The following is a 13056-nucleotide window of genomic DNA, read 5'->3' as shown; positions in this document are numbered from 1 at the left end:
CTAGGCCCGCCTCGCATCCCGGTGCGTCGTGCGCCGCGCATCCGGTTCGCCGCAGTAATGGAGGATCTCGGCGCGGGCGGTGTTGCGCAGGCGCATGGCGGCGGGCCAGTCTGCGCCGTCCGGCCAGAGCGGGCTGCCGATGACCACGCCGATTGGCCCGCGGCGCGGCAGCCACTGGCCGTCGCGCAGCACCGAGCGGGTGCCGCGGATGGCGACCGGCACCACAGGCGCGCCGGCCCGCGCGGCCGCCAGGAAAGCGCCCGAGCGGAAGGCCTGCAGCCCCGGCGCACGGCCGAAGGTGCCTTCGGGGAAGAACAGCGCCGAATGCCCGGCGCGCACCGCGGCCACCACGCGCTCCACATCCTCGTGCTCGCGCACGTTATCGAAGCGGTCGATGAAGTCCGCGCCGATGCTGGCCAGGTAGGTGCCGGGAATGCGCTGGCGCTGCAGCTCGCGCTTGGCGACCATGCATACCGGCGTGGGCAGCGCGGCCACCAGCACGATGCCGTCCAGGTAGCTGGCGTGGTTCGAGACCAGGATGCAGGGCCGGTTGCGCGGCAGGTGCTCAAGCCCTTGCACGAACCAGGGCACCGCGCCCAGCCTGAGAAACAGCCGGGCGGCGTGGTGGCTGAGCGTCCAGCCCAGTGCCGGCCGGTGCAGCGCAACCGATGCCAGCCAGGTCGCCGGCGCCAGCGTTGCGAACAGGAGCCAGGTGTAGAGCGCGTAGGACAGGCTCGCGGCGGTCTGCCGGCCGCGCCGCAGTTCCGGCCGCAGCGCGCGCCAGCCAAAGCGCGCGATCTGCAGCCAGGGCGCTTCCACGCCGCGGCCGGGGCGTCCGTGCTCGAAGCGCTCGCGGCAGGCGGCGCGCCGGATCTTGCCGCTCGATGTCTTCAGGATGCTGTGCGGCGGCACCAGCGCGATATGGTCGGGCGGCATGCCCAGCACGTCGAGGGCGGTCTTCAGCGCCTGCCGGTGCAGCGCGCGGCGCGCCTGCACATCCTTCTCTGCGGTTTCCGCCATCACCACGATGCGTTCCGTGCCGCTATCCGGATCGGGACTGCCGAACACGGCCACGCAGCCCTTGCGTATGCCGGGGATGGCGCCGACCGCCTGCTCCAGTTCATAGGGATAGATATTGCGGCCGCCGCGAACGATGGTTTCCTTGGCGCGCCCGGTGATATAGACCTCATCGGCGGCGATATAGGCATAGTCGCCGGTGTTCAGCCAGCCGCGGTCGAACAGCTGGCGGGTCTGCACGGGATTGCGGAAATAGCCGCTGGTGGCTGAAGGGCCGCGGAACTGCAGCAGGCCTTCATGCCGCTCGCCCAGTTCGCGTCCGGTGGCGTCGACGATGCGGACTTCGTGGCCGGACAGCGGCCGGCCGCAGGACGGGAATTCCAGTGTCTCGCGCTCGCCAGTGGGCCCGTGTTCGCCCGCGGGCACGGCCACGGCAGTACGCGTGAATTTGTCGCGGTCGATGCGGTCGGCCGCCAGCCCTCGGCCAAGCGGCGGAAAGGCCAGGCCCAGCGAGGCCTCCGCCAGCCCGTACACCGGCGCGGCAGCCTGCGGGCGCAGGCCGTAGCGGGCAAAGCGCTCCATGAAGACGCGCATGGTCTGCAGGCTCACCGGCTCCGCGCCATTGAAGACGAAGCGCCAGCTGGACAGGTCCAGCCCGGCCAGGTCGGCATTGGCCAGCTTGCGCAGGCACAGTTCGAAGGCGAAGTTGGGCCCGCCCGAGAGCGTGCCGCGGTACTTGTGGATCGCCCAGAGCCAGCGCTCGGGCCGCGCCAGGAAGGCAAGCGGCGACATCACCACCAGCGGGTAGGCGTAGTACAGGCTGCCCAGCCAGGCGCCGATCAGGCCCATGTCGTGATAGAGCGGCAGCCAGCTGACAAAGACGTCCTGCGAGCCGACGGCCAGGGTCTTGCCCATGGCGCGCAGGTTGGCCAGCAGGTTGGCATGGCTGAGCACGACCCCCTTGGGCGAGCCGGTGCTGCCTGAGGTGTATTGCAGCAGGGCGATGTCGTGCGTGCGCAGCATCGGATGGACCGGGGCGCCGCCGCCGTCCGCCAGCTCCTGCGGCGTGAGCACGCTATGCAGCGTTCCCGTGCTGGCCTTGAGCAGGGCCGCCAGCGGCCGCGCCTGTGCCACCGTGATCAGGACCGGCGCCTGCGCGTTGGCCAGGATGCCGGCGTGGCGCTGCAGGTGGTCGCCGATCTGCGCCAGCCGCGCCGGCGGGTAGAGCGGCACCGGAATCCCGCCCGCCAGCAGCACGCCGCAGAAGCTGTAGAAGTATTCGGGGCTGGTGGGCAGCATGATGGCCACGGCCGTGCCCGCGCTCACGCCGCGGGACACCAGCCCGGCCGCGATGGCCGCAGCGCCGCGGTGCAGCTGGGCAAAGCTGATCTGCGTGTCTGCGCCGTCGCCGTCCTGCAGGATGATGTGGGTGCGCTCCGGGTGGCTGCGCAAGTGCCAGCGCAGCACGTCCGGCAAGGTGGCGGCACTGTCGGGCGCCTGTGCCGCCGGGGCAGGGCGGGCCTGGCGCAGGTGCGTGCCGCTCGCTCCGGGCGGCAGGTCCTGGGCGGCGAGCAAGGCGCGCAGCAGCGCGCGCGGGGTGTCGGCCTGGGCCAGCACCTGCTCCGGCAGGCTGACGCCGAAGCGGTGTTCAAGGCGGGTCAGCAGCTCGGCGCGCGTGAGGCTGTCGAAGCCCAGGTCGCCTTCGAGCGTGCTGTCCAGCGCGACCGTCACTTCGGACTCTGCCGGCGGGCGCATGGCCGAAGACATCTCCCGCACGATGCCGAGCAGGGCATCTTCGTAGTTCTGCCTCGGGGGAGAATCCGCTTTCATGCGCGTACGGCCTCTGTCCACGCGACACCGCGGCCGCCGCCGAGTGCTGGCTGGCACGGCGGCCCTTGTCGATGACGCCTGGACTGACACCCTAAAGATAGGCTGCGTGCGGAAATTGTCGAGGCAGGTGCCGAACCGGGCACAGGCGGGCAAGCCCCGACTGCACGCCGATCCGGCAGCATCGTGCACATGACAATGAAATCCGCGCCCGCGTACGGGTTGCCTCTCTATGCTGGAAGGTAGAGCGCGGACGCGCATTCCCGAGGATGGCAAAGCCATGAACGCTGACGCAGCCCTGGCAGGCCGGATCCTGGAGGTTGCCCTGATGCTGGGCGAGCGCAGCGGCTGGGATGCCCTGCACCTGCATGACGTTGCCGACGACATGGGCATCGGCCTGGACCAGATCCATCGGCATTACCGGCAGAAGGACGACCTGGCCGAGGCCTGGTTCGAGCGGGCCGACCTTGCGCTCGTGCGCGCTTCCTCGCGTGAAGGCTGGGCCGCCCTGTCCCACCGCGAGCGCCTGGAGCAGGCCATCCTCGCCTGGCTCGAGGCGCTGGCCCCGCACCGGCAGCTCACCGCCCAGATGCTGCGCTACAAGCTGCAGCCGGAGCACGTGCATCTGCAGGTGCAGGGCCTGCTGCATATCAGCCGCACCGTGCAATGGCTGCGGGAATCGGCGCGCCTGCCCGAATCCGGCTGGCGCCGCGAATTGGGCGAGGTCGTGCTGACCGGAATCTTCCTTTCCACCTTTGGCTGTTGGCTACGCGACCGTTCTCCGGATTCCGGCCACACGCAAGCGTGGCTCGAACGGCAACTGCGCTGCGCCGAGCGCCTGGCCTGGCGCCGCCCTGGCGACAAGGGAGCCCGGTCCGGATGGACACGATCACCCATGCCTTGATGGGGGCGCAGGCCGCGCTCGCCATCCCTGTCGCCGAGGTTCCCGGCCGGCGACTCAGCACGCGCGAACGCCTGCTGCTTGGCGCTGCGGCCGGTGCCTTTCCGGATATCGATTTCCTGGGTTTTTTGGTCCATCCGCTGCGTTTCCTGGCGCAGTGGCACCAGGGGCCGACCCATTCGCTGCTGCTGCTCCCCGCCTGGGGCGCGCTGCTTGCCGGCCTGTTCTGCCTGGCGGCGCACCGGCGCGAGGCCTGGAGGGAAGCGTTCGCCGTCAGTTGCCTCGGCGTGGCCAGCCACATCGCGCTGGACCTGGTCACGGTCTATGGCACCCGCATCTTCTATCCCGGCTCCGAACGGCGCTTCAGCCTTGGCACCAGCTTCCTGATCGATCCGCTGTTGAGCGGCATTGTCGTGTCCGGACTGGTCCTGGCACTGTTGCTGGCGCTGCAGTGGCGCGGTCGGGCGGCACTGGCGGGCATGGCGCTGCTGTGTGCCTATGTCGGCGTCCAGGCTGTGCTCAGGCAACGGGCGCTGGAACTGGGCAACGAATCCTTGCGCACTGCCGGTATCCAGGCGCAGCGCGTGGATGCGCTGCCCCAGCCGTTCTCTCCGTTCAACTGGAAACTGATTGCCCGCGCGGAGACGGACTACCGCGTCGCCCACGTCAACCTGGCCGGGCATCGGGCCTGGGTGCCGCAATGGCAGGTGCTGGGGCGCCTGCCGGCCATGGCCAGGGCCTACGAACCGCCCGGGCGCATGGTCTGGACCGAGCGGCCGCAGCTGCTGGAGGCGCCGGCTGAGCAGGCGCTGGCTGAGCAGGCGCTGGCATGGCAGCTCTGGGTGCGGCCGGACTTTGCCGATTTCAGGCAGTTCGCGGTCTATCCGGCCTTGTCCGCCATCACGGCGATGCGGGCATCGCCATCCGTGCCGCCGGGCGCAGCGGTCGCCTGCGTCTGGTTCACCGACCTGCGCTACGACCTGCCCGCGCTGGAAGACATCTTCCGCTATGGCTATTGCCGCGACAGTGCGCAGGCACCGTGGCGGCTGTACCGGCTTGCCTATTTCAGCCAGGACCAGCGCCAGCGCCTGGACTAGGGCAGCGAGGCGCTTGGCCACGCATCGATTTGCCTGTTCCGCGATAGACCTTTAAGGTGTCGGCTTTGGCCGGCGCATACCGGGATTCCGGGGCCCGGCCGGCCCGGAGCCCGCCACATGACCACACCCCAGCCCGACGACCGCACCCGCCGCATCATGCTGTGGGTGGTGGCGGTCGGCTTCTTCATGCAGACGCTGGACTCGACGATCGTCAACACCGCGCTGCCGTCGATGGCGCACAGCCTGGGCGAGAGTCCGCTGCGGATGCAGTCGGTGGTGATTGCCTACTCGCTGACCATGGCGGTGATCATCCCGGCATCGGGCTGGCTGGCTGACCGCTTCGGCACCCGCACCATCTTCCAGACCGCCATCGGGCTGTTCGTGGTGGGTTCGCTGTTGTGCGCCTACGCGCCTACGCTAAACTTCCTGATCGGCGCGCGCGTGGTGCAGGGCGTGGGCGGGGCCATGCTGCTGCCGGTGGGGCGGCTCTCGGTGCTGCGCACCTTCCCGCGCGAGCAGTACCTGCAGGCGCTCAGCTTCGTCGCCATCCCCGGCATGCTCGGCCCGCTGATCGGGCCGACGCTGGGCGGCTGGCTGACGCAGGTGCTGTCGTGGCACTGGATCTTCCTGATCAACGTGCCGGTCGGGCTGCTGGGCGCACTGGCCACGGTGCGCTATATGCCCAACGCGCGGCTGACCGGCATCGGGCCCTTTGACATCGCCGGCTACCTGCTGCTGGCCATCGCCATGCTGTCGCTGTCGTTCTCGCTCGACGGGCTGGCCGGGCTGGGCTTCCAGCATGCCACCGTGCTGATGCTGCTGATCGCCAGCATGGCCGCGCTGACCGCCTACGGGCTGCACGCCAACCGGCGCAAGCAGCCGCTGTTCCCGCTGCGGCTGTTCCGCATCCACAGCTTCAGCGTGGGGCTGCTGGGCAACCTGTTCGCCCGGATCGGCAATGGCTCGATGCCGTTCCTGATCCCGCTGACGCTGCAGATCAGCCTGGGCTATTCGCCGTTCGATGCGGGCCTGATGATGTTGCCCGTCACCGCCGCCGGCATGGCCTCCAAGCGCCTGGCCACGCGCCTGATCCAGCGCCACGGCTACCGCCGCGTGCTGGTGGCCAATACCTTCGTGGTGGGGCTGGTGATGGCAGCCTTTGCGCTGATCACGCCGCAGTTGCCGCTGTGGCTGCTGGTCCCGCTGCTGGCGCTGTTCGGCATGGTCAATTCGATCCAGTTCACGGCCATGAACACGGTCACGCTGAAGGACCTGAGCGGGGCCGGCGCCAGCAGCGGCAACAGCATGTTGTCGATGGTGCAGATGCTGTCGATGAGCCTGGCGGTGACCGCGGCGGGCGCCTTGCTGGCGACCTTCCAGCACCGCTTCGGCGGCGATTCCACGGCGGTGCTGCCGGCGTTTCATGCCACCTTTGTCTGCATGGGGCTGATCACGTGCGCGTCGGCCTGGATCTTCATGCAGCTGGGGGTGCGCGAAGCCGCGCCGGCGATACCGGTGCAGCATGGCGAAAAGGAGGTGTGAACGCCTGCGCCCGGGCGCCTGCGTGACACATGGGGCGCTTTGCGGGGGCGGCCGCGAACTTACCCGCACTTCGCGGCTCCTATCCACATGAGCCGGCAGCGCCCGGTGCAGGGAGGCGCCCATGCAGCCGACAGGCAAGCCCGAGACCGAACCCGCCATTCCGCAGTCGTCCGGCGCCACTGCCGGCGGCAGCACGGTGCCGCGCACGGCCCCGGCCACCCCTGACGGCGCCGGCGCGGTGCCGGGGCCATCGGCGGCGCCCGGCAAGGTCCATGCGGCGGCGCAGCCGGCGCTGGTCACGGACCGGGACTGCCCGCCGCCGCACACGCTGCCCGGCTGCGCTTGCGCCGACATGCTGTCGCCCGCGGCGCGCTACTGCGAGCTGTTCGTCGACGTCCAGCACAGCGGCCTGTTTGCCGACAGCAAGACCTTCCCTGACTGCATTCCCAACTGCGACCCGGACCTGATCGTGGCACGCTACCGCGAAACGCGCGACACGCCGGGTTTCTGTCTGGCTGATTTCGTGCAGGCGCATTTCACCCGCGCCACCGTGCCGGAGAGCCACTACGTGTCAGACCCGGCCAGCACCCTGCGCGAGCATATCGACGGCCTGTGGCCGGTGCTGACGCGCGAGCCCGTGGCCCATCCGCCGTTGTCGTCGCTGTTGCCGCTGCCGCACCGCTACGTGGTGCCGGGCGGGCGCTTCGGCGAGCTGTATTACTGGGACTCCTACTTCACCATGGAGGGGCTGGCCGGCAGCGGGCGCGGCGACCTGATGGTGGAGATGGCGCGGAACTTCGCCTACCTGATCGACACCTATGGCCTGGTGCCGAACGGCACGCGCAACTACTACCTGAGCCGCTCGCAGCCGCCGGTGTTTGCGCTGATGGTGGACCTGCTCGAGCGCGAGCAGTTGGCCAGCGCCATCGACTTCCTGCCGCAGCTGCGCCGGGAATACGCCTTCTGGATGGACGGTGCCGACTGCGTGCGGCCGGGCCACGCGCACCGACGGGTGGTGTGCCTGCCCGACGGCGCGGTGCTGAACCGCTACTGGGACGACCGCCCGTGGCCGCGCGAAGAGGCCTTCCTGGAAGACATGGAGACCGCAATGCGCAGCGGCCGGCCGCATCACCTGGTGTTCCGCGACCTGCGCGCCGCGGCGGAATCGGGCTGGGACTTCAGCTCGCGCTGGCTCGATTCGCCATCCACGCCCACCGGCCAGCCCGCGGACCTTGCCACCATCCGGACCACGGCGATGCTGCCGGTCGACCTCAACGCATTGCTCTGGCACCTGGAAACGCGCCTCGCCGTGCTGTGCGAGCAGGCGGGCGATGCCGCGGCGGAGGCTTACCGCGTGGCGGCGCAGCGGCGCGAGGCAGCCATCCTGCAATACATGTGGAACGACACCGCGGGCGCCTTTGTCGACTACGACTGGTGCCGCGGCGCGCCGCGGCTGTGCCTGACCGCGGCAATGGTGATGCCGCTCTATCTCGGTCTTGCGCTGCCGTCGCAGGCGCAAGCCGTGGCGCAGGCGGTGAAGGACCGGCTGCTGGTTGACGGCGGGCTGGCCACCACGGAATGTGCTTCGGGCCAGCAATGGGACCATCCCAATGGCTGGGCGCCACTGCAATGGCTGGCCGTGCGCGGGCTGGCACGCTATGGCCATGACGACCTGGCGCGTGAGATTGCGCAGCGCTGGCTGGCGACCGTGGCCAGTCTCTACACCCATGAATGCAAGCTGGTGGAGAAATACCGCATCCGGCATATCGAAGGGCCGGCCCGGGGAGGGGGCGGGGGCGAGTATCCGTTGCAGGATGGCTTTGGCTGGACCAACGCGATTGCCGGCGCGTTGATGGCTCTATACGGAGAGGTGCCGGCAAGATGCCGGGCGGATGATTTGGCGAGCTGAGGTGGGCACACTGCGCTTGCATCGCGTTGGGGGGATTTGGGGATTGCTGCTCAATGCGGTCGGGGTGTCGCTCTTGACTGGGCTGTTTCGCCGGCTGCGCCGGCGAAACAGCCCACGCCTGCCAAGAGCCACAGCCGAATCGCATGGCAACAACAAGAACAGCCACCTTCAAAATTTCACGGACACACTCATCCAGTACCGGCGCCCATCCTCGACATGCCCATAGTCGGTGTAGTTCACCTGCTTGTCGAAGAGGTTGTAGATCCCGGCAAACACCGACACGTTCCTGGTAACCGTGTAGGTCGCCCCCAGGTCGACAAAGGTGTACGACGGCGCCACCACGGTGCTGGATGACGGCCCCGTGATCGGCTGGCTTTCCTTGCCGCGGTAGTTGACGCGCGCCCAGGCGTTGATCTTCTCGCTCGGCCGCCAGTTCAGCGTGGCCACCAGCAGGTGCATCGGCAACTGGTTCAGCGGCTGGCCCTGGTACTGGCCGCTCTTCTGTTCCGACTTGGTATAGGTATAGCTGCCGGTCAGCGACCACGCTTGCGCGATCGGCCAGCGCAGGCTGGCTTCCACCCCGCGCGAGTAGGCGCGGTCCACGTTCATGTAGGTGGTCGGGTTGGCGCCGAACCGGTTAGGTGCGTCGGTGCACTGCGTGGCCGGGCAGGCGACGCGCGTGATCTTGTCCTTGAAGTCGTTGTTGAACAGCGTCACGCCCGCCTGCAGGCCGTTGCCCTTGTCATAGAGCAGGCCCAGTTCCTGCGACAACATCGTCTCGGGCTTCAGGTCGGGGTTGCCGTACATATTGCCGCCGCGGCTGGTCTGGCCCCAGCCGGCCACGGTCTGGCGCAGGTCCGGCGCACGGAAGCCGGTCGACACCCCGCCCTTGACCGTCCAGCGCTCGGCCGCATGCCACACGCCGTACAAGCGCGGGCTGTAGTGCTGGCCGAAGTTCTGGTCGTGATCCATGCGCACGCCGCCGGTCAGGGCAAAGCTCTGCGCCAGGCGCCACTCGTCCTCGGCAAACAGCGCCCACTGGTAGCGCTCGACCTGGTTCGGGCCGCCGGCGATCTGGTTGCCGGTCTGGTCGTTCAGGCGCTGGTTCAGGTATTCGCCGCCAACCGACAGCATATGGTTGCCCAGTGGCATGGCCCAGCTGGTGCGCAGGTCCAGGTTCTTGATCTTCATCCGGCGGCTGCGGTTGTCGAACTCCTCCTGCTGGATATAGCTGTCGGAGACGCCGAAGCCCCAGCGGCCGGTATGCGACAGCGCGTACTTCTCGCTGCGGTAGTCGGTCTCGGAGGAGGTGGGGCAGCCGGAGCGCGGGCAGGCGGTGCCGGGCGGCAGCGGCGGCACGGTCTTGCCCACGGTCTCGCTGCGCAGCTGGCGCATGCCGGTGGCCTCGAACACGATGTCGTGGTTGCGCGTGGGCGTCAGCGCCAGCTTGGCGGTCAGGCTCTCGGCGCGGCGGCCGCGGAAGCCGTAGTCGATATCGTCTTCGATGCGGTGCGTGCTCTGGCCGTACAGCTGCAGGCCCAGCAGCTCGCTCTTGAGCGGCCCGGCCAGGTAGAAGTTGCCCTGGTAGAGATTGCCGGAGTCGCTGTTCTCCTGCAGCGTGGCGTCGCCGCGCAACTCGCCCGTCCACGTCCTGGGCACCTTGCGCGTGATGATGTTGATCACACCGCCCATGGCGTCGGAGCCGTACAGCGACGACATCGGCCCGCGCACCACCTCGATGCGCTCGATCGCGGACAGCGGCGGCGTCCAGCTGCTTTCCACGCCGGACGAGTCGGAGTTGGTGCGGGTCTCACGCGAGTTCTGGCGCTTGCCGTCGATCAGGATCTGGGTGTACTTGGCGCCCATGCCGCGCAGGCTGATGTCGGTCCGGTCGCCGCCGCCGCTGACGATTACGCCTGGCACTTCCACCAGCGCATCGTTGATGTCGCGATAGGCCTTGTTCTCCAGGTCTTTGCGCGTGACCACGCTGATCGACGCGGGCGCGTCGCGGATGTCCTGCTCACTGCCGGCCGCCGTCACCACCACGGTGGCGAGGGTGGCTTCCGTCTTCAGCGCCTGCGCCTGTGCCCAGGCTCCCGTCATGCCGGAGGCGGCGCATGCCGCCGCCAGCATCCGCATCCATTGACCCCGTTGTACGCCCGCCGGTGCTGGCAACCCTGCCGCCGCTCTTGTTGCCGCCCCGATCCCGGCGACCTGCCTGAACTTCATCATTTTCCCTGTCTTCTGTAAATAACAATCATTCTCATATTAAAATTCGAGATGAAGGTGCCTACCAGTCACTTTGGATAGCTTTTGTTTTCTTGACGTTTCTTGACGGAACCGGGGACCGGCGGCCACGTCCACGTCCGCAAGGCCCCGGCAAGCTGCATGCTGATGTGCTTCCACACGCCGCTCGCGCGCGTGCTGCTGATCGACGACGACCTGGAACTGGCGCAGATGCTGCGCGAGTACCTGGAGCCCGATCACTGCACCGTCACGCTGGCGCACACCCGCCAGCAGGGCGAGACCCTGCTGGCCCGCAACGACTACGACGTCGCCCTGCTGGACCTGATGCTCCCCGACGGCAACGGCCTGGACCTGCTCAGGCTGCACCGCGCGCGCTCGCAGCGCCCGGTGATCATGTTCACCGCGCACGGCGATGAAGCCGACCGCGTGCTGGGGCTGGAACTGGGCGCCGACGACTACCTGAGCAAGCCGTTCAGCCCGCGCGAGCTCAAGGCGCGCATGCATGCGGTGCTGCGCCGTTTCCACCGCGCCGCGCCTGCCGCGCCCGCACAGGCGCCGTGGCTGGAGGCTGGCGCGCTGCGCCTGAACCTGGCATCAGGCCTGGCCATCCACGGCAACGCCGAGGCGCCGCTGACCGGGGCCGAGCAGCGCGTGCTGGAAATCCTGATGCGGGCGCCGGGCCGGGTGGTTGCGCGCGCCGAGATCGGCCGGTTCGCGCTGGGCCGCGCGCCGGAACGCTACGACCGCAGCCTCGACACGCATATCAGCGCGCTGCGCCGCAAGCTGGCGCTGGACGGCATCACTTCGCCGCTGCTGATCCGCAACCTGCGCGGGCAGGGCTATTTGCTGGTGCAGGCGCCGTGAACTGGCGCCGCCGCGTGCGCGCGCTGTTTCCGCTGCCGCTGTTCTGGCGCAACTTCCTGACCTTCTGGCTGGGCATGGCCGCGATCGTCGGCATCGGCATGGCGCTGACGGCCGCGGTGGCCTGGTACCGCTTCGACGCGCTCGATGGCCTGAGCCCCGCGGTGCTGACCGAGGATGCGCTGGAAGTCGCCCAGACCCAGGGGCGCCCCGGACTCGAGCGCTGGCTGCGGGCGATCGATTCGCACGCCTCGGCGCTGGACATCTACATTGTCGACGACACGCTGCAGGAACTGCTGGGCCGCCCGTTGCCGGCGCGGCTGCGCAACCGCCTGGCCGACCGGCTGGTGCCGATGTGGCGCGCGGGGTTGATCGGCCATGCTGTCGCGCATGTGCCCGGGCCTGGCGCGCGCGTGTCATGGTGGGACCCGCAACCCATCGCGCTGCCGCAAGGCGGCGAGCTCCTGATGCTGTTCCTGCCGTTCGATTCGTCGCGTTGGGAGGTGCTGCACCTGTCGCCTGTGGTGCTCTCCCTAGGCCTGTTCGCGCTGGCCGTCTCGGCGCCGCTGTGCTGGGCGCTGACGCGGCATGTCACCGGCCCCGTGCGGCGCCTGCGCGAAGCCACGCAAGCGCTTGCCGACGGCGAGCTGGCCACGCGCACGCCGCCCGTGCTGGCCCGCCGCGCCGACGAGCTGGGCCAGCTCGCGCGCGATTTCGATGCCATGGCCGACCGCCTGCAGCGCCTGATGGACTGGCGCGAGCAGCTGCTGCGCAATATCGCGCATGAACTGCGGTCGCCGCTGGGGCGGCTGCGCCTGTCGCTGGAACTGGCGCGGCGGCGCGATGCCATGCTCGACCTGCAGTTCGAGCGCATCGAGCGCGAGACGGAACGGCTCGACGCGCTGGTCGAACGCACGCTGCAGCTGGCGCGGCTGCATGCGATGGCGCCGGTGCTCCGCCCGATCGACCTGGCGGAACTGCTCGACGTCATCGTCACCGATGCCCGCTTCGAAGCCGCGGCCCGGGGCGTGGCGATCTGCTGGACTCCCCCGGATGAACTGATCGTCGACGCAGATGCCGCGACGCTGGGCAGCGCCATCGAGAACATCCTGCGCAATGCGATCCGGTACACCGACCCCCCCGCGCCCGTGACCGTGACGCTGCAGGCTGATGAGACGGCGATCCGGATCGCCATCGTCGACGGCGGGCCCGGCGTTCCGCAAGACGCGCTGGCGAGCCTGTTCGAACCCTTCTACCGCGTACGCAGCGGTCCGGGGCATCCGACCGGGGCGGGACTGGGTCTCAGCATCGCGCAGGCGGGCATTGCCGCGCATGGCGGCACGGTGTCGGCGCACAACGTGGCGCCGCGCGGGCTGGCGCTGCAGGTCTGCCTGCCGCGCAGGACGTGTGACGGCGCTGTTGGCACGGCCGGGACTTTGGCCAGTTAAGGGCGGACGGATGCTGCGGAGATGGCCTTTGCACCATGCAGCCGCTGCAAGCGGCGCGTACCCTTTGGCGTAGATGCGGCGCTTCAATGCGGCTGCCATGATGCAGATCAATCCGGCGCCTGTCTCCTCACCGTCCAGGCTCTTCGCAGGCACATCTGCCTTGCGCCGGCAAGTCAGATTTACACCTCATGACGCATAAGAACCACG

Annotated in this window: 8 protein-coding genes; 6 read left to right on the top strand and 2 right to left on the bottom strand. The window is 69.1% G+C overall.

All coding sequences use genetic code 11. From position 1 onward, the window contains the following. Positions 1-2847 carry an AMP-binding protein gene (locus tag I6H87_RS29355; RefSeq protein WP_011617643.1) on the bottom strand — a complete coding sequence of 949 codons (2847 nt, stop codon included), beginning with the start codon at positions 2845-2847 and terminating at the stop codon, positions 1-3. 277 nt (positions 2848-3124) lie between these two features. Between I6H87_RS29355 and I6H87_RS29350 the strand changes: the two genes are divergently transcribed. The 4 genes from I6H87_RS29350 to treF all read left to right on the top strand — a co-directional run bounded on the left by I6H87_RS29350 (position 3125) and on the right by treF (position 8293). Beyond that, complete coding sequence (locus I6H87_RS29350) at positions 3125-3748, top strand: hypothetical protein (RefSeq protein ID WP_010811037.1); 624 nt, start codon at positions 3125-3127, stop codon at positions 3746-3748. Next, on the top strand, positions 3724-4842 hold the full coding sequence (locus tag I6H87_RS29345) for a metal-dependent hydrolase (protein WP_011617642.1): 1119 nt from the start codon (positions 3724-3726) through the stop codon (positions 4840-4842). Before I6H87_RS29350 ends, I6H87_RS29345 begins: the two co-directional genes overlap by 25 nt. Before the next feature lie 117 nt (positions 4843-4959). Beyond that, complete coding sequence (gene mdtD, locus I6H87_RS29340; RefSeq protein WP_011617641.1) at positions 4960-6384, top strand: multidrug transporter subunit MdtD; 1425 nt, start codon at positions 4960-4962, stop codon at positions 6382-6384. Positions 6385-6505: 121 nt separating this feature from the next. Beyond that, positions 6506-8293: an alpha,alpha-trehalase TreF gene (gene treF / locus I6H87_RS29335; protein ID WP_011617640.1), complete on the top strand. Its 1788-nt coding sequence runs from the start codon at positions 6506-6508 to the stop codon at positions 8291-8293. A gap of 168 nt (positions 8294-8461) precedes the next feature. Here the strand turns inward: treF and I6H87_RS29330 are convergent, their stop codons facing one another. Then, a complete protein-coding gene (locus tag I6H87_RS29330) occupies positions 8462-10432 on the bottom strand; it encodes a ligand-gated channel protein (protein ID WP_011617639.1) in 1971 nt (656 codons plus the stop codon). Between the two features lie 249 nt (positions 10433-10681). Between I6H87_RS29330 and I6H87_RS29325 the strand changes: the two genes are divergently transcribed. Both I6H87_RS29325 and I6H87_RS29320 read left to right on the top strand, forming a co-directional pair. Continuing rightward, a complete protein-coding gene (locus tag I6H87_RS29325; RefSeq protein ID WP_010811042.1) occupies positions 10682-11404 on the top strand; it encodes a response regulator transcription factor in 723 nt (240 codons plus the stop codon). After that, positions 11401-12849, top strand: coding sequence for a sensor histidine kinase (locus tag I6H87_RS29320; protein WP_011617638.1), 1449 nt, complete (start codon positions 11401-11403; stop codon positions 12847-12849). The genes I6H87_RS29325 and I6H87_RS29320 overlap by 4 nt, the downstream gene beginning before the upstream one ends. The last annotated feature ends 207 nt before the right edge of the window (positions 12850-13056 follow it).

The organism is Cupriavidus necator, from assembly GCF_016127575.1.
Taxonomy (GTDB): Bacteria; Pseudomonadota; Gammaproteobacteria; order Burkholderiales; family Burkholderiaceae; genus Cupriavidus; species Cupriavidus necator_D.
The sequence above is the reverse complement of the archived record's forward strand: the minus strand, read 5'-3'. Positions and strand labels throughout refer to the sequence as shown.

What these genes read in the sequence shown, in the direction of transcription:
- mdtD (WP_011617641.1), top strand. Translation starts at nt 4,960, where the DNA reads ATGACCACACCCCAGCCCGACGACCGCACCCGCCGCATCATGCTGTGG.
- treF (WP_011617640.1), top strand. Translation starts at nt 6,506, where the DNA reads ATGCAGCCGACAGGCAAGCCCGAGACCGAACCCGCCATTCCGCAGTCG.
- I6H87_RS29325 (WP_010811042.1), top strand. Translation starts at nt 10,682, where the DNA reads ATGCTGATGTGCTTCCACACGCCGCTCGCGCGCGTGCTGCTGATCGAC.
- I6H87_RS29350 (WP_010811037.1), top strand. Translation starts at nt 3,125, where the DNA reads ATGAACGCTGACGCAGCCCTGGCAGGCCGGATCCTGGAGGTTGCCCTG.
- I6H87_RS29355 (WP_011617643.1), bottom strand. Translation starts at nt 2,847, where the DNA reads ATGAAAGCGGATTCTCCCCCGAGGCAGAACTACGAAGATGCCCTGCTC.
- I6H87_RS29345 (WP_011617642.1), top strand. Translation starts at nt 3,724, where the DNA reads ATGGACACGATCACCCATGCCTTGATGGGGGCGCAGGCCGCGCTCGCC.
- I6H87_RS29330 (WP_011617639.1), bottom strand. Translation starts at nt 10,432, where the DNA reads ATGCGGATGCTGGCGGCGGCATGCGCCGCCTCCGGCATGACGGGAGCC.